Genomic DNA, 18321 nt, shown 5'->3' on the forward strand with positions numbered 1-18321 from the left:
TAAAACTAAATTGACAAGTTTTGTCTTAGTAAATAATCTATTCCTAAAGATGTTATTTTTCTTCCTCTAGAAGTTTTTTGCACTAATTTTAAGAGCAATAAGATTGGTTCTATTTCATTGACTATATCGTATTTGTTATGTAAGGTTAAACCGACAATAGTGTCTAATGAAACTGATTTTTCTTCAAATCCATCTTTTAAAATTTGAAGATATTCAATATGATCCTTTGTTAAACCATATTCATATAGGTCAAGATATTTAAAAGTTTTCTTAATAATTTGCTTTGTAATTTCACCTTTTTCTGAAGAAAGTGCAAAGTCTAAAACTCTATAAATTAAGTGATTTGCTAACCTAGGCGTATTTCTTGAATAGGAAGCAATGTACTTAATTAGTTCGTCATCTAAATTTAAGTTTAACTTTGAACAAGTGATTTTTAAGATTTTGCAAATATCTTTTAATGTGTAATTAACTAATCTTCCAATGTAACCAAACCTATCTTTAAGAGGTTGTGAAATTTCATTGAATTTTGTAGTTGCTCCAATTAATGTGAATGGTTTTAATTTCATTCTGATCGGCCTAGAATTTCCATCTACACCTATGATTAAGTCAAAAACAAAATCTTCCATTGCACCATAAAGAAATTCAACAACATTTTTGTTAATGCTGTGAATTTCATCAATAAACACAATATCATTTTCATTTACAACTGATAAAACACTAATTAAATCAGCTTTCTTTTCAATGTTTGTGCCTTGTACAAAGTGAATTTTGCTTCCTTTTTGGTTAGCTATGATAGTTGCTAAAGTTGTTTTGCCCATACCAGGCATTCCATAAAATAAAATGTGATCTAAAGGTTTATTTTGAACTTTAGAACTCTGTATCATTGCTAAAAGTGTTTGTTTTAATTTATCTTGACCAATGAATTTTTCAAAACTACGCGGTCTTAAATCTATTGTCTTCATCTTTTTGAGTCGCTATAAATTTAATGCTTTCTTCTACCATATCTTCGAGCGATTGATTTAATTTAACATTTTTAACTGCACTTTCAATTTGACCTTTAGTAAATCCTAAAACTAATAATGATTTATATAACTCGTCTTTCAGTTGTAGTTTTTCAGCTTTTTTAGCATCTCCATTTGTTAATATTTTTGCTCATTTGTTTCCTAATTCAAAACAAATTAAGTTAGCCATTCTTTCAGTAACAAATGGAATTGACGCTAATTCTTCAGCTTTGTGATCAACTATTAAGCGAGCTACATATTCTCATCCTTTTTCAAGAATGCTCATTGCAATTTTAGCCCCTACTTTTTCTATACCAATAAGGTCGATAAATAATAACCTTTCTTTAAATTCTTTGAACCCATAAGTGTGTGTCATATAATCTGTTCTGTATTCAAATAAATATAGTTTTGTCTTTTGTCCAACTTCTCATCTTTTGTCGTCAGCAACAGTTACTATGTATCCATCTCCTTTTGATTCTAAAATAATGTTTGATTTGTTTTTATAAACTATTTCTCCGATTGAATATAATTTCATTTTTTGTCCTCCACTTATTTAGTAAAAACTCTCAAAAATGAACAAAAAAAGAACAGTTACCTGTTCTAGTTTATAAATTTAATTAAATTATTAGTTGTTACGATCTAATAAAGCTTTGTACCCTTGTACTTTTTTACCTTTATAAAATCCACAGAATTTACATACAACATGTTGTTCAATTTTGTTTGAACATTGCTTGCAATTTACAAGGTTAGGTAATTCTAATGCTGAATGACTGTTTCTTTTGTGTTTACGTTGTTTTGACGTTTTACGTTTTGGAACAATGGCCATTGTTACCTCCTTTTTAATATTTTGACTAGTCTAAAAGCTTTTATATTATAGTATAAAAGGTAAAAAATAATAGTCCATTTTTAGATTTTTTAGTTATATTTTCCAATGTAAAAAAAATAAGTAGCAAACGCTACTTTTAATTATTTGATAAGTGAAACTTCTGTTGGAGAATCTAATTTTTGAACCACTTGATCAAGTGTGATTAATTCTTTTTTCAATAGCACTGATGTAACGATTGGAAGAATTCCTGCACATAATAAACCTATAATTTGTAAAATCATATGTTTTCTAAATAGTGATGCATATTTTGAATCTAATTTTCCATTTGCAATTAATGCAAAAATAGATTTTCTAATATCAAACATAAATACTATGCAAATTACATTAAGAATTCCAAATATAAGCATCAATGTTACTAATCATCATTGGGACATAAGTGCACCCAAATCTAAAAGTGAAATTACAGCATTTGATGAAGTAGTTGATTTTTTGCAATTTGTAAGTGCCATTAAAAATACAAAGTATGAAAAACCTGAAATAAGCACAAATATAGAAATAACTAAAATTGCTATGTTGAATTTAGCTAATTTCGGCTTGAGTTCTTTAATAATACTTAACATAATATGTTCCTTTCAGGTTACTAAACATATTTAGTAACCAAGTATTTTTTTAAATCATATATAAGTAGTTATATTTATTAGCATTCTAAAAACTCATATATTTATATTATAATAATTTTATTCATGAAAAGTTTTATTGCAAGAAAAAAGAACATTGTTGGAATTGTGGCCGAATACAACCCATTTCACAATGGCCATATTTATCAAATAAAATGAATTAAAGAAAACATTCCTAATGCTTATATTGTTGTTGGAATGACAAACAAATACACTCAACGTGGAGAATTCCCTATTGCATCATTCAGACAAAGAGCTAAAATAGCAAAAAAATATGGTGTTAATAAAGTTATTAAGCTTGATGATAAAAAATCAATTCAAGCAGCTCATATTTTTGCATCAAATGCTGTAAAACAGCTTGCTAAACATAAAATAAAATACTTAGTTTTTGGTTCTGAAACAAATGATATTGATTTGTTTTATAAAATCGCAACAACTATAAAAGATAATATTGATGAATACAATAAGAAAATTAAGTTCTATTTAAAGCAAAAAGGAACAGGATTTCCTAGAGCAGCTTCCCAAGCTTTATCCGATTTAATAGGAGTAAGCATAACTTTACCTAATGATATTTTAGGAATAGAGTATGTTAAAGAAATTGTTAATTCAAATTTAGATATTAAAGCAATTTCAATCCAAAGAACAATTCCATTTCATTCAGATGAAACTATGTCTAATTTTGCAAGTGCTTCAAAAATTAGAAGTATGATTAAAAACAATGAAGATGTTTCTACATTCACGCCTATGTGACTAGTTTATAAGTCAAAAAATGATATTGCAAGTACTTATAAAAAGTTTAAGAAAATAGTAAATAAAAAAACACCTCAACAATTAGCTTCAATTAAAATGATTGACGAGGGTATGGAAAATTTATTTAAAAAACAAGTTAATTTAAATGATGATTATTACTCATTTATTGATGCATGTGTATCGAAAAGATACACAGCAAGCAGAATAAAAAGAGCATACCTTAGTATATTATTGAATATTAAAAAAGATTAAATTAATAAATATAAAACCCTCAAGGTTCTAATTTCTTCTTATTAATTTTTTTAAATAAGAACTTAATTCTTATATAACCATTTGTTTTATTGATAATTACATTATGTGTTACATTGTTGCACATAATTTTTTTTCAAATTAACTTTTTAGTCTTAAATGTAGAGACAGAAATCTTTTTAAATTTTGGATTGTATTTTAGAATCTTGTATCTTTTGAAAATTGAAGTGTTGAATAAATCAAAAAATCTATCTTCTCAATTAATAACTGAATTTAAATTATTTTCATTGTTATTGAATGGCTTAAATGGAATTTGATATCCAAATAATTTAGGTGATATTAACAATAAATTTAAAATGTTTGATAATAATTCTGTTTTGTAAATTAAAACATCATTAAACTTATTGATGAATGAATTAGGATCGAATATGAAGTTTAAATTGTTTTTAGCAAAAACAACTTTATCATAGTCTCCAATGTTCCTTACTTTATGTGTATCCAACTTAGTAAATACATCATAATTGTTGAATAGTTTACATACTTTTAAAGCTTTGTCGTAGCACTTTTCATATAAAGTAATCTGAGTTACGGTTACAGCTAAATTATCAATTGCTTTTTTGATTAATTGAATATGAGGTTTATGAATATTATTTTGCTTATCATTAAGAAAATCAAATAAACCTGAAATGACAACACTAGAAATTTCATATTCAATTTGAAGTCACTTGTAAATTTTTTCAAAATCTTTATGTAACTGATTATCTGAATTTGCAAGAGATTCTAAATCCATCATTTGTGTGTTCAATAAGTCAACATACTTTGTCTCATCTGATGATGTTTCGTTATTCAAAATTTTTTGAACATCAAAACCATTATGTCTACTTAATAATTCTGCAAACGAAGTTATATTATCAAACTTAATAATTCCTTGAATTTCAACATTTAATTTCTTTAAATTAGAAACAAAACTTTTCAACTTATCTATTTTCTGTAAGAAAATTTGCTCTGTATTTGTTTTTGATGATAATAAATCAAAGTTATATAGAGAATATAAATCAGGTAGAACAATAACAAATTTTTCATCAATGTTTGAAGTAATCACTTTTAGCACTTGATCATAGTAATTTTGGATAACTTCAACATTTTTTGATTTAACAATTTGAGAATCCAAGTAAATAAATGTTTTATTTATTTTTGGCGAAATTTTGTATCATAAACATTTCGAAAATATCATATGAATCGACTCCTGAAGTTTTTAATAATTTATCTGTTTTAGCTAATTGTTCAATTATTTTTTGCACTCTATCAAAACCAAATCTTTTTAAAATCATCACGTGAACAAAAACTCTTTTTTCATTCATATTTAAAGCTTGTGAAATTTCAGAGATATTAAGTCCTAAACTTTGATATCAGTAAATTCTATTTACTAATGTAAACGTTGAAACAAAGTTTGCAAACAATAATATAACAGGTGTATTTTCGTTTTTCTTTTGTTCAAAGATCTTATACATAGCTTGAAAATCATCTCTTGAAATAGCATTAGAAAATTGAAAAGGATCATCTGATGGGTAAGGTGCAATAGTTTGCTCAATTATATCTTCTGTAATAGTTTTGTTTAATAAGCACAACTTATTAATTTCATTATTAATAATTTTTCAGTCATTAGGTAATTTTTGTAAAAATACCAATGAAGTTGTTTTATCTATAGCAATATTATTTTTTGCAAATTCACTTATAACATAGTCTGCAAGCTGTGTAGGCAATAATGCGGCTATTTTTTTAGGTTTTTCGCATAGTTTTAATGCATCGTCGCTTATAACTCTTTTATTTATTATTTCTGTTTTGTAAATTAAATAAACACTAATATTTGAATCAACTGACTTTAATAAATTTAATAAATACTCATTTTTAGAATTATCTTTAGATTTTGTAGCTTTGCTAAAACTAATATTCTCGAGGATGATTAGTTTGCTAGAAGAAAATAAACCATTGCTTAACAAAATCTCATTTAACGTATCAAACGAGCTTAAATATGAGTTGTTGTCAAAAATAAAAATATCTCTTTCAAGAACAGCTTTTTCCTCAGATTTAATTATTGACTTAATGTATTCTAAATCAGTTCCATAATATAACTTCATATCATTCCTTTAAATTCAAATATTAAAATTATTATACAAAGATATTCAAATATTCTATTAGCTCTTTATTACTGTATGAGTACTAAAAAGGTATAAAAAAATAGCACAAAGTGCAGTAAGATGGTGCCTTAGACAGGATTCGAACCTGCACGGATTTCTCCAGTGGATTTTGAGTCCACGGTGTCTACCATTTCACCACTAAGGCATATTATTTATTATATCAATTTTTAACCATCTAAAAATAAAACAAACTGAATAATCAGTTTGTTAAATTTACTATTAAACCAGAAAGTGATAAATAATAAGAATTTCTCATCTTTTTACTCTTTTGTAAAAATCAATGAAAAATATAATTAACATTTTACCTACTTATAATAAGTATGCACATTTAATATCAGAGATTTGAGTTTTTGAAAATATTCATTTGGTGAAAGGGTATAAAAATACACATAGTTTTAAAGCTATGTGTAAGGATTATTAGGCATAAATAATAATTGTGAAGATAATTGATAAAAGTAAATAAATTGAAAAGTTAAATACAAACGGAAACTTAGATGGTGTAGGTTTGTCTATTTGTCTTTTTTTAGTTTTTTCCTTTGTATGAAGATAAGCTCTCTTTTCTTCATTAGACATAGACTTGAGCCTTCTTTGTTCTTTAGCATCTTGTAGATTAGTTCAAGACATCTTGAATTTTTCAATACTTTTTTCTAAAAAACCAAATTTGAAAATAATACATAATAAAGCCACTAAACAAGTAACATAAGCCGGAATTGAAAAACCGTTTATGAGTATGTTGTAATGATATTTTTTCTCAGATAATAATGCATTATTTTTTCCTAAATATGCACCAACTATCACAAAGTATATAACTAGAAAAGCTAGTGATATTAAATAAAATCTAAGTGTTGCAAATTCAAATTTTAATTTATTTAAACTTCTATATATTAACTTTTTCATTAATTGTATTTACCTTCTTTTCATTTTTTAGCTTGTTCATCAGTTGCATAAATATAATGTTTATTTTTCTCAACTGTATGAATTGTTGGAATATTAGGGAATTGTTGTTCATCTAAATATGATAATTCAAACTTAACATCTTGGAATTTTTCATTAGCATTTGAAATTTTAGGTATTGCTTTGAATAAATTAAGTGTGTAAGGGTGAATTGGTTTTGCATAGATTTCTTCAGTTTGTCCTGATTCAACAATTTTACCTAAATGCATAATCTGAACTCTGTCAGCGACATATTCAATCATTGATAAATCGTGTGCTATAAAAATCATAGCAATATTTTTTTGTTTACATAAATCTTTTAAAAGATTCACAACTTGAGCTTGGATAGAAATATCAAGTGAAGCAATCGGTTCATCAGCAACAATTACTTTAGGTTCTGTAATTAAAGCTCTTGCTATAACTATTCTTTGTCTTTGACCACCACTAAACTCGTGTGGATAACGGTAAGCAAATTGTTTTAGCAACCCAACATCTTCTAGAGACTTGTAAATTATATTTCTTACATATAAGTTACCTATTCTTAAGAAACGATATGGAGCAATTAAGAATTTAACAAAATTAGCAAAACATCTATTTTGAAGTCACATATCTAAATTTGAAATTCCCATAAGCAATCTAATATCACTTAAGTTTGCATTTAAATATTTTGTTTCAATTTTGAATGATTCAATTCCATTTAATCTATCTGAAACATTTGTTTTATAGATATTTAAATCAATTTGTCTTTGTTTAATTAAAGCATTATTTCTAGATGCTTTAGGTTCTTTAAGTAGTGGTTCAATTAAGTTTTCTTTGTAAAACTTGATAAAGTTAGCGTGATTTTTCTTGAAGTTTTCGAAAATCACATTATCTTTACTTCTTAACTCTTGTTGGAATTTTAATGCTTCATCAATTTCTGCTCTAATGTCATAAATTCTATTTGAGTATTCTTGTAAGTATTTTGCAAGTTCGCAATTAAACACTTCTTGTTTTTGTTTCAGTTCTTCTTTTGCAACTTTGATTTGATCACTTACATCTTGAGGATCTTTAAAGAATTCTACAATCATTCTAAAGAATGTTTTATTTTTCGTTTTTTTAGCTTCTTTATAGTTTTGACATAACTTAGAACCTAAATGCTGTGATCTTTGAATGAATTTTGAAAGATCAAAATTGTATTCTTTTGAAACTATGTTTTGAAGTTCTTTGATTGATGATTTAAATCTTGTATCAACATTTAATTTTGTATAAAAGTCCTGTGAGTAAGCTCTAAACTCATCTGAGAGCTCAACTAAATCTTCAAATGATAAAAATTTAAGCAAACGATAATTTTGTTTTAACTGTCTATATAAGCTATAGTTAATTAAATAAAGTTTGTATTCGTGAAAATATAAGTCTAAAAATGTTGTACTTCTTGCATCATTTTTGTGCATTGTGTATTCGTTTTTAACTTCTGCTAAAAAGTTTTTAATTGATGTTTTCGAAATTGACACAGTATCCTTGAAATTCACTTTTTGCTCTTTGTAGTAGACTTTTTGGTCATTGTATAAAACTTTTAATTCAAAGTACTCTGGGCTAAAACTTGCAAGTTGTTTAACTTTTTTATATTTAAGTTTAGCTTCCTCAAGATCAATTTCATCTAAGTCGATTTTTCTATGTCTAAAGTCAGATTGTTTTTGCTCAAATAATTGAATTAACTTCTCATTATTTTTATAAAGGTTGTTAATAACTTGAGAGTTAATTTTTGTTCTCTCTTCTAAATATGCAAAATATGAATTAAATTGATCATCAATATTGTTTTCAATATCAAATTGAATGTTTTCAGATAACTTTTCTCATTTTTTAATTAATGGGATGTGAAGTTTGTTAATTATTTTTAAGTTTTCGAGTCTTAACAATAATTCTTGTTCTAAAAACGTGTATCTGAAGTTATTTGTGACATCTTTTCAATCTTTTTTAATGTTTTTAATTTTATTTTTAATTATTCCATTAACAATTAATGGTTCTTTTAAAATACTGAAAATTGTATTTTGTCCATTAAGCGATGCCATTGGGTCTTGGAAAATCATTTGGATGTTTTTGTGCATAAATTTCTTACGTTTTTTAGAAATTCTTTTTCCTGAAATGATTTTTCCATCTAATCTAACAAAACCGTTGTAGTCATTATATAAACGTAATAATGAACGTCCGATTGTTGTCTTACCTGAACCTGATTCACCTATGAGACCTACTATTTCACCTTCTTTTAAATCAAAAGAAACATCATCAACAGCTTTGTTAACATTGTTTTTGTTAACAAAGTATTTTTTAAGATTAATAATTTCTAATATTGTTTTTTTACTCATTAAACACCTTCTTAAAACTTTCTAATCTGGCTTGTAATTCTTTTGATAATTCAACTTTTGGAGCATCTGGATGCAATAATCAAGTAGCTGCTCAATGTGTTGGTGAAACTTCGAATAAAGGAGGTTCTTTAAGAAAATCAATTTCTAATGCATATTGGTTTCTTGGTGCGAATGCATCTCCTAAAGGTAAGTTATTCATATCAGGTGGTGTTCCACTGATTGAATATAATCTATCTTCTCTATTTTCAGGAATAGCTGAAATTAAAGCTCACGTGTAAGGGTGTTTTGGTTCTGTGAAAACATCCTTTTTTGTTCCTTTCTCAACTATTTTTCCTGCGTACATTACATAAATGTAGTCACAGAATTTTGCAACAACTGAAATGTTGTGTGAGATTAAGATAATTGTAATATTGAATTCTTGTCTAATATTTTCAAATAATGATAACACGGAAGCTTGAACTGTAGGGTCAAGTGCTGTTGTAGGTTCATCAGCAATAATTAAACTTGGTTTAAGTGCAACAACCATTGTAATAACAACACGTTGCTTCATACCACCACTAAGTGTGTGTGGGTACATATCAAAAACAGCTTCAGCTTGACGAATCCCAAAACGCTTAAGTAGTGAAATTAAGTATTCTCTTTTTTCTAAGTATGTTGATTTTTTTCATTCAGCATTTTTGTTAAGCGCATCTAACAATTGTTTACCAATTTTTCTAGTTGGGTTAAGTGATGTAAGTGGGTCTTGAGGAATATAACCGATTTTATGTCCTCTAATTGTCTCTCAGAATTTATCTTTTTCGCTACTGAGTAAGTTAATTCCATCAATTTCCATTTTATCAGCTGTAATAAATGAATTCTCATTTATGTTAAGTAACGATTTAGATGTAACTGATTTTCCTGAACCAGATTCACCTACAATACCTATGATTTCACCTTTTTTGATTTTTAAGTCAACACCACGTACGATAGTGATAAATTTATTTCTTCTTAATTTAAATGAGACTTTAAGGTTTTTAACATCTAATAATAAATCTTTGTTTTCCATAAATTTACCTCCTATCTTGTTTTAATAACTTTTGGATCAAGAGCATCGTGAACTCCTAATGCAACAAAGTGAAGTGAAACTGAAATTAATAATAAGATTGATGCAGGCAAGATTAAGATAAACGCGTTATCTCCTGCTTGTGATGCTGCGTTAGACAAAATCGTTCCTAAGTTAGCACTATCTGATTTGAAGAATCCTAAGAATGCAAGTGATGAAATTTGCATAATAATTGATGGAATAGATGCAACGAAGCTTGTTGAAATTTTTCCAATGATTGCAGGTAATGCGTGTTTGTAAATTAATCTAGCTTTTGATGCACCGATTGATTGTGAAGCTGTAATGTATTCTTGATCTTTAACAGTAATTATGAACATTCTTGTACTTCCAACCGATCTAACTCAACCAATAAATACAAGTGCTATTCCTAAAGTTAAGTTTGATGTACCGAATGTAGCAGCAAAGATTAATAATCAAATCATTGTTGGTGGTGCCATAAAAATATCAATAAGTCTCATTATTGTTGTATCAATTCAAGTTCCAACATGGAAACCTAAATAAGCACCAATTGCAACCCCGATAATTGTTTGAATTGTAGCAACTATTAAAGCTAATTTAATTGCTTCTCAAGTTCCAACTCAAGACTGTGTTCATATATCGACTCCAGCTTGGTTTGTTCCTAAGTAAGTAGATAATGAAAATTGTGGATTGTGATTTAAGATAGCATGAATGTATTCTCTAGCTTTTTCAGCTGAAACTGATGGGTCAATTTGTGATTTTTCTAAAGCAATACCGATATTTTGAACTTTGTTAAATACGTAAGCATTAACTAAAACTTTGTTTGTTGAATCTGAGATATCAACAATTTTAATTGCATTAGCAGGATTATTTTCACCAAAGTAAATAAAGTCTCTTCATAAAACTCCACCATAATAATCACTACTTGCTCAAGTATTAATTAATGTCTCATAGTTATCGATGTGACCTTGAGCAGGATATCAAGGACTGCTCATTGGTGGTAGCCCTATGATGTTACTTGTTGATGAATCAATGTATTTACCAACTTGCATTGTTTGTGGGTCAATTGTTCAAATTCCAACTGAATTATAAAGTGGTTTTGTAGCTGAATACTTTGCAGTTTCAGTTACAAAAATTGAAATTACTAAGATAGTTATAAATACAAATAATGCAGCAACTGCAACTCAGTTTGTAAAGAAACGTTTAATTATTTCAACTAAAAGTTTTTTAGGCTTACCAGCGATTGAATTAAGCGTACTATCATCTTTAGGGGCAAATTGTGAAATGGCTGGACGAATGCTATCTAAAGATAATTTATATTTCTTTTCAAATTCTCTTGCGTTCATATTTGCTCCTCTCTATGATTGTTTTATTTTTTCATTTTCTTTAAATTGTTTATTTCTTAAGAAGTAGTTTCTTATAAATCTTGTAACACTATATGGGTTAGATGCAGAGTATTTAATTCTAGGATCTAAGAAAGCAAATGATATATCTACAAGTATTGTTGTAAATAAACTAAGTGATGTGAAGAACACTGTTGAGAACATAATGATGTTAATTTCACCATTAGGGAATGCTTGTGTAATAACTTGTGATGTACCAGGTACTCCTCAGTAAGTTTCAATAACAATTCCACCACTTAAAAGAGGAATGTAAGATGGAATTAAAATCGCAGCAAGTGGGATTGAAATATTTCTTAAAACATATTTAAAGAAAATTTCTCTTTTGCTTAAACCTTTAGATTTAGCAATTAAAATGTAGTTTGATGTAAGAACTGTAATAACTTGGTTTCTTGTGTAAGTAATGTAACCTGATAGTGAACCAAGCACGATAACTAAGATTGGTGGAAGTCAACTTAATATCATTTTGCCTACACCATAGGCTTCAACTTCAGCAGGGTTATTAAAGTTAATGAAATTTGGTGGAAAGTTCATTGAGAACAAGATTGAAATAATAATAGGCGCGATAACAAACGATGGAAGCGCTATAAAGATAAGAGCAAAGAAGTTAATTGATGCATCAGCAACTGTTCCACGTTTGTATCCTGAAACTATTCCTAAAGTAATTCCGATAAGAGAAGAAATTAAGAAAGCAGGTAATGTGATAATAATAGAGTATTTAAGGTACTTAAAGAAATATTCAGGAATTGTTTTAACATCTGCATTTTCTAAAAGTGAATTATTGAATGGATATCCAAATGGGTTTGATGGGTTGCTAAATAAATCTCCAACTCAGTAACCAAATCTGATAACTGGATTTAGTTTCATATTAAATCATTCTGTTTTAACATTCTCATAAATCAAATTATCAGGTATTAAATGGTACTTAACTGAGTTTTCAAATAACCTTTTCATCTCACCTGCATTAACTGCTGAAGAATTATTTTCACCAGCTTGCTCAAGTGCTTTTTTAGCAAATGGGTTATCTGAAAACTGAGCAACCATAAGGTAAACTACCATTATAATGATAAACAAAGTAACGATAGCAAAACCTATACGTTTAAATAAGTATTTAATCATTTTTCTCCTTTCAATTATTTTCCATTAACTGTTCTAATATCTACTCAATATGGAATTTCTGTTTCAAATTCAGGAACTAAATAGTTAGGGTTTTTGAGTGTTTTAGCAAGTATTGATGTACTCATATATGAGAATGCACTCGGTACTGCTCCAACAAAGTTTCCAATTTCTTGTGCTAAATGAACTAAATCTAATTTTGAAACCATTTCACCAGTAACTGGATCTGGATTTTGTGTGTAATCTAATCAGAAGTTTGCATTTAAGTTATCTCAAGATGTATATGAACTTAAGTTGTCTGATTCATCCATTCTGATTAATTTTTCACCATCTCATTTGTACATACCCATAATGTTTGAAAGATGTTGAACTTGACTGTTTGTTAAATTGAATGTAACTTGCTCTGGTGTAATTGATAATTTATTTCCATCAATTTTGATAAATTCACCAAGTCTTTGTGCTGCTTTATAAAGTTGAGGGTATAAAGCTTGCATTTTTTGTGCATATTCAGGGTCAGCTAAAATTGCAAGCATTGCAGTAGTTATATGAGCTCTTTGTGCGACTCCTGTGATACCTGAACCAATTCCGTTGTAGTCGTATCCTCATCCTATTAAGTCTACCGGAGATGGCGTTGTAGTTCAGAATCCTCTTCACTCGTCTTTATCTATTGGTTTGATTAATTTAATGTTTAATCTAGGATCTAAACCATTTCAAGCTTTAATAAGTAAATCAAGTGCATTAACGGCTAAAGTTGGATAGTTGAAGAATCTATAAAAGATACTAATATCTACTGTTTTACCTAGGAGAGTAGGGTTTTGAGCATAAACTCTATCGAGTAAGTCTTTCATTCTTGCTTTAAGTTGCTCATAAACAACACTCTTAACTGAATCATCAGCTGTTGTATTAATGTTTTGAGTATCGCTCGGATTAATTAAGTTTCCAATTGCGCCGAAATCAACTCTTTGTCCTGTTTGTGAATCAACTACAAAAAATGCATTAACAATATCACTATTGCTTCTTAAACTGTTTGTAGTTGAGTTATCTAAAGCGTTTGAATTAATATCATTATCAGGCGCAAGGTAACTTACTCACCCAACTGCAGGTTGTGGTTTTCTTTGCATCATACCGATTGTGTTTCAGTCAATTGCAGCTGATAAAATTGTTTTAAATTCAGCCCCTGTACCTACAGATACTGATTTAATTGCATTTTTAGAAGATTGAGAAATTGCTTCGGCAGTTGACATATTTCACATTACGTATGAATAAGCATCATTAAAGTAAGTTGTTGATGAACCTTCTTTTGGTAAAAGTGATCAAATAAAGTGTTTTGTTAATGAACCTTTATTTGATAACTTAACTGAGTTAAGTCCATAGTCATTTGGATCTTGCAATACTGCATCTCTTCTTTTTTGAGTTAAGGCTGTAAATGGATATGATGCTTTTTGACCAAATAAATATTGGTTATATGATGAATCATCAAAAATCGCAGCATCAACTAAATAGTTTTGAAATCTTGAAGAGAACTGATTAATTGTTGTTGGGTTATTAACAAACTCTGAATCTCAATAATGCATATTTTTAAATGTTGATTGAGTTAATGTGTCTGAATTAAATTTAGAACCATAGTATTTTCCAGCAAATAAAGTTTTATCCTGTGAAAATCCATATCAGTAGATACCTGAATCTTTTGCGAGTCCATCAATCGATTGAACTGACTGTCTAATTTTGTTAATTTTGACTTCATTACTTTGATCTTCTTTAGTTTGTGGAGTTATGTCCTGATCATTTCTTCTGTTTTTATCTTTAATAAATTCAGATGGTGCTGCAGCAAATTCATATGATTTAGTTATCATATCTAAAATATTTACAAATGATGCAGCTGCATTTTCATTAAGACGTTCAAGTCCAAAATATGAGTGTCCATCTTTGTTAACAACTGAATTTGAACGATCTAATATTTTGTCTAAGCTTACATTAAATAAATCAAATAAATAAGAGTTTGTATATTGTTGTCTATCATCAAAAAGTTTATTTGGTTCAGATAACATCGATCTAATATCATCATCTGCAGTTTTGCTTCCACCATTTTGTCTTCTAAATAGTGTGTCATTCATTTTTGTTCTTAGAATTGAAATATAAAAGTCATCTGCAACAACAGGATATTGTGTTTTATTACCGTTTGAATCAACTCAAAATACACCGTTTCTAATTCTAAATTCCATTCTGTGAGCTAATCCAACTTTTTCGAAGAAGTTAGCTGAGTTAATAGAACGTGGATTAGACGAAGTTCTTTTAACAATACTTGTTGTGTAGTAATCTACATTAAGCACATCATCGTGTTCAGTTGGTCCAGGAACTAATCCGGCGTCATCTTGATCAAAAACAATAGCTTCTAAAATTGGCTTACCATTTGAGTCAACTAATTTAGTTCCGTTTTCTTCTTTTTGAACATATAGAATGATTGCGTCAGCTAAATCTAATTTAAATCTTTGTAATGTAGGTTGTAAGATAAGTTCTGTTTTCTTGTTTGTAATTCCATCTTCAGAAAGTGCTGATTTTTCATTGTTAATAAATTTTGCCTTACCTGAACTTTCTAAAGAAATAAGAGATGAATAAGTTGTTCAAAGTAATGGGTCAACTGGAGAACCATATCCAGCACTTGCATCTCACGGATATGTGCTTGATGAATAAACTGAGTTATATACTTCTTGATAAATTTGTTTTTGAGCGAATCTATCACTAACTTTAGATTTATTGAATGCAATATTAGGATAAAGAATGTTTTTAACTTGTTCACTACTTAAAAAGTTATTTTGACCAGCGTTTTTATCAACATAATCTTGGCCATATGAAGCTAAATCATCTTCAATTAATTGAGCTTGATAATTTCTAGCTAATTTATTATGAAGATTGAACTTTTCTAATTCAACTTTCATTTGTTCTGCATATTGAGAATTGAATTGATTTTCGATTTCGATAAGTTTTGCTCTGTAGGCATTATCGGCAGCATTGAATTTTTCATTGGTTTTGTTGTATTCAACTTCTGCAGATTTTACTTGTTCTGTTAATTCGTTTAGCTTTTGTTTTCTTTGTTCTGCGAAACTTGAACCCAGTAAGACATCTTCATTAATTAACTGTGTTAATTTATCTAATGTACGTTTCGCAATTTCTTGTTTAGATTTAATATCTGCAATTTGCTCGTTTAAATCTTGAATATTTTGTTCTAGCTGATTAATTGCTGATTTGAATTTTTGTGCCTCTTCTGAATTTTTACCTTCTAACTTCTTATATTCAGCAGTTTTTTCTGCAAAAGATTTTTTATTAATATCAAGATTAATATTTTGATTTTCTAACTCTTGCTTTAATTTTTCAATATTAGAAAGTGTTGCGTTATATTGTTCTGATTTAGGTGTTGAACCTTCTTCTAAAACAACTTTATAAGATTTATTTGAGTAGCTCCCTAATATATCTAAAACTTCTAAGTTAACATCATTGTTTTTAGGTAAATTATCAACTGCTAAAATTAACGCAGCTAAATCATTTGAGCTAGACACCAAGCTATAAAAGTTTTTTTCTGATTGTAATGAAATCAATTTTCTAAATGAATTTGTATTTTCATTTTTAGCAGTTCTATATTCAGTTTCAGTATCGTGTAATTGTTCATAAAGAGCTTCTTTTTTGGCATAATACTCTTGATATTTTGCTCAAGCTTCATTAGCAAGATTTGTTTCTTGGACAGATAATCTTTGATAATTTGCTCTCTCTGCACTGCTCAAAGGTGGTTTTTCTGGTTTATCACCTGTATTCGAACACGAAGCAATTACTAATGGTGATATTATGGACAAACCGGATATAGCACCTAATAATAATTTTTTGTATTTTTTCACGGATACCTCCTTATTTTTTATCTAATTTGAAAATTTTGTTTCCTAATTTAATTCATTGATTTACTAAATCTGATAAGTAATCAAAACTTTGCTTATAAAAGTTTTTATCAAGTAAATCAACTCCAACTTTTTTAAGAATTTCAAGTGGATAATCACTTCCACCGGCTTTTAAGAAATTGTCAATGTAGTTATCTAATGCTTTTTTACCTTTTTCTTTATATTGAGCAAAGAAGTAATTTGCTGTTAATTGTCCAACTGCATATTTATATACATAAAAACCATAGTAATAGTGAGGTACATAAATTGAGCCCAAGTTTTCTTTAGCTACATATTTAGCTTTTTTACCCTTCTTAGATTTGTATTTGAATTTAAGTGAATTTTCGTGGTAAAGTTTTGAAATTGCTTCATAGCTTCCTGCAACATTTCCTTCTTCTATACCTTTGTACAAGTTGTATTCGTATGAAGCTCATTCAACTTGCCTTACTACTGTACCAATAAACCCTTGAATAATTTTTGATAAGATTTCAAATTTAAATAGGTCGTTTTTAGATGTTTTAAGTAAGTAGTCATATAACATTGACTCATTGAAAATTGATGCAATTTCAGCCAAGAAAATTGGATATGAGCTAAGTGGTAATGGTTGATATTTAGTTGCAAAATATGAATGCATTGAGTGACCTAATTCGTGAGCTAAAGTTTCTACTGAATCTAATTGACCATCAAAGTTCATTAAAATGTACTTCTTATCAATTCCATAAGTTCCACCGATACTGTAAGCTCCTGAACGTTTATTTTGGACGCTCATAAAATCAACTCAATTTTCTGTTAATGCTTTGTTAGCTTCGTTTGCGTATTCTTCGCCAAACGGTTTTACAGCTTCATTAACTAAATCAACCGCTTCTTCAACTGTGTATGAGGTTTTAACATTTACAAGCTCTCTTAATGTATCTCATTTTTCCATTTTTGACTTATATTTAGCTTTATAGAATTTTTTGTATGCTTCTGAATATTTAGCTAATACTTTAATGTTTGAAGCAACTTGATCAAATAATGTTTGTAAGATTTCATCAGTAACTTTATCTGAATTAGTTAACATCATAACTGCTGATGGGTATTTTCTAACTTTTGCAGCTACGGTTAAGCTCTTAAAGTGTTGGAATAAAGTTTCTGCTAATGAATCTTTGTGTTTGTAGTAAGCATCTCAGAACTTTTCAAAAGCTTGCTTTCTAACTTCTTTTTTATCTGATTTAAGTAATTGATTTCTATTTGTTTTATTTAATTTAATTTTCTTTTTGTCTGATAAATCAACATATCCATAATCTAATTCTGAATTAGTAATAATTGAGAAAATGTTGTGTGGATCAGGTTCTCCATATGATGTTTGCAAAATGTATTCTTCAACATCATCACTTAATTTATGTTTATGTTGTTCAATTGTTTCTTCAATTTGCATTCTGTAATCTGCTAATCTTGGATCATCTTTTCAAACTTTCATTTTGTCTAAGTTTGCATAAAATCTATTAATTTCAGAACCAAATTCAGTTTCAAGTTGATTATCTAAAAATTCAACATCTTGTGATTTTTTGATAATTTCAGGATCAATTAAATTAACATTTTGCTTGTTACTTAAATAATTAGAAACCTTGTTACTAATAAGTGTTAATTGTTCACTAACTTTTAAATCTTCTAAATAAGCTTCAATTGAGTCGTATTTTGAATCTTTATTTTTAATTCTTTCTTTGTATAGTGTTACATACTCATCGATTCAGTCATCTAATTTTTTACCTTGTAAAATGTCTTCTAAATCTCAACGATATTTTTTAGGTACATCTTCATATTTTTTGTATTGTTTTGCTTTCATAATAACTCCAAATAATAAAAT

14 protein-coding genes and 1 tRNA gene are annotated in these 18321 nt (G+C 28.0%); 1 reads left to right on the forward strand and 14 read right to left on the reverse strand.

Annotated features, from left to right (window positions below; all coding sequences use genetic code 4):
- Positions 1-5: 5 nt before the first annotated feature.
- From ruvB to NPA13_RS02455, 4 genes are all read right to left on the reverse strand, one after another.
- Positions 6-962: a Holliday junction branch migration DNA helicase RuvB gene (ruvB, locus tag NPA13_RS02440; protein ID WP_257088891.1), complete on the reverse strand. Its 957-nt coding sequence runs from the start codon at positions 960-962 to the stop codon at positions 6-8.
- A complete protein-coding gene (gene ruvA, locus NPA13_RS02445; protein WP_257088892.1) occupies positions 934-1536 on the reverse strand; it encodes a Holliday junction branch migration protein RuvA in 603 nt (200 codons plus the stop codon). Before ruvA ends, ruvB begins: the two co-directional genes overlap by 29 nt.
- Before the next feature lie 90 nt (positions 1537-1626).
- On the reverse strand, positions 1627-1827 hold the full coding sequence (gene rpmF / locus NPA13_RS02450) for a 50S ribosomal protein L32 (protein ID WP_257088893.1): 201 nt from the start codon (positions 1825-1827) through the stop codon (positions 1627-1629).
- A 140-nt stretch (positions 1828-1967) separates the two neighbouring features.
- Positions 1968-2447 carry a hypothetical protein gene (locus NPA13_RS02455; RefSeq protein WP_257088894.1) on the reverse strand — a complete coding sequence of 160 codons (480 nt, stop codon included), beginning with the start codon at positions 2445-2447 and terminating at the stop codon, positions 1968-1970.
- A gap of 123 nt (positions 2448-2570) precedes the next feature.
- Between NPA13_RS02455 and NPA13_RS02460 the strand changes: the two genes are divergently transcribed.
- Positions 2571-3506: a nucleotidyltransferase gene (locus tag NPA13_RS02460; protein ID WP_257088895.1), complete on the forward strand. Its 936-nt coding sequence runs from the start codon at positions 2571-2573 to the stop codon at positions 3504-3506.
- A 1-nt stretch (position 3507) separates the two neighbouring features.
- Here the strand turns inward: NPA13_RS02460 and NPA13_RS02465 are convergent, their stop codons facing one another.
- From NPA13_RS02465 to pepF, 10 genes are all read right to left on the reverse strand, one after another.
- Positions 3508-4737 (reverse strand): hypothetical protein, encoded by a 1230-nt coding sequence (locus NPA13_RS02465; RefSeq protein ID WP_257088896.1) that lies wholly within the window; start codon positions 4735-4737, stop codon positions 3508-3510.
- The gene (holA, locus tag NPA13_RS02470; RefSeq protein WP_257088897.1) at positions 4688-5641 is read right to left on the reverse strand and encodes a DNA polymerase III subunit delta; all 954 of its coding nucleotides are present in this window, start codon (positions 5639-5641) and stop codon (positions 4688-4690) included. Before holA ends, NPA13_RS02465 begins: the two co-directional genes overlap by 50 nt.
- Positions 5642-5762: 121 nt before the next feature.
- Positions 5763-5846, reverse strand: a tRNA-Leu gene (locus NPA13_RS02475).
- Between the two features lie 272 nt (positions 5847-6118).
- Entirely contained in the window at positions 6119-6598 is a 480-nt protein-coding gene (locus NPA13_RS02480) for a DUF3899 domain-containing protein (RefSeq protein ID WP_257088898.1), read from the reverse strand.
- Positions 6598-8976 carry an ATP-binding cassette domain-containing protein gene (locus NPA13_RS03085; protein ID WP_306428735.1) on the reverse strand — a complete coding sequence of 793 codons (2379 nt, stop codon included), beginning with the start codon at positions 8974-8976 and terminating at the stop codon, positions 6598-6600. The genes NPA13_RS02480 and NPA13_RS03085 overlap by 1 nt, the downstream gene beginning before the upstream one ends.
- Positions 8969-10021 carry an ABC transporter ATP-binding protein gene (locus tag NPA13_RS02495; RefSeq protein WP_257088899.1) on the reverse strand — a complete coding sequence of 351 codons (1053 nt, stop codon included), beginning with the start codon at positions 10019-10021 and terminating at the stop codon, positions 8969-8971. Before NPA13_RS02495 ends, NPA13_RS03085 begins: the two co-directional genes overlap by 8 nt.
- An 11-nt stretch (positions 10022-10032) precedes the next feature.
- Positions 10033-11382 (reverse strand): ABC transporter permease, encoded by a 1350-nt coding sequence (locus tag NPA13_RS02500; RefSeq protein WP_257088900.1) that lies wholly within the window; start codon positions 11380-11382, stop codon positions 10033-10035.
- A 12-nt stretch (positions 11383-11394) separates the two neighbouring features.
- Positions 11395-12555: an ABC transporter permease gene (locus NPA13_RS02505; RefSeq protein ID WP_257088902.1), complete on the reverse strand. Its 1161-nt coding sequence runs from the start codon at positions 12553-12555 to the stop codon at positions 11395-11397.
- Positions 12556-12569: 14 nt separating this feature from the next.
- Positions 12570-16439, reverse strand: a complete 3870-nt coding sequence (locus tag NPA13_RS02510; RefSeq protein ID WP_257088904.1) for an OppA family ABC transporter substrate-binding lipoprotein — start codon at positions 16437-16439, stop codon at positions 12570-12572.
- 10 nt (positions 16440-16449) lie between these two features.
- Positions 16450-18300, reverse strand: coding sequence for an oligoendopeptidase F (gene pepF, locus NPA13_RS02515; RefSeq protein WP_257088906.1), 1851 nt, complete (start codon positions 18298-18300; stop codon positions 16450-16452).
- Positions 18301-18321: the final 21 nt, after the last annotated feature.

This window comes from Mycoplasma sp. 2045 (assembly GCF_024582715.1).
In the GTDB taxonomy this organism is placed as follows: domain Bacteria; phylum Bacillota_I; class Bacilli_A; order Mycoplasmatales; family Metamycoplasmataceae; genus Mycoplasmopsis.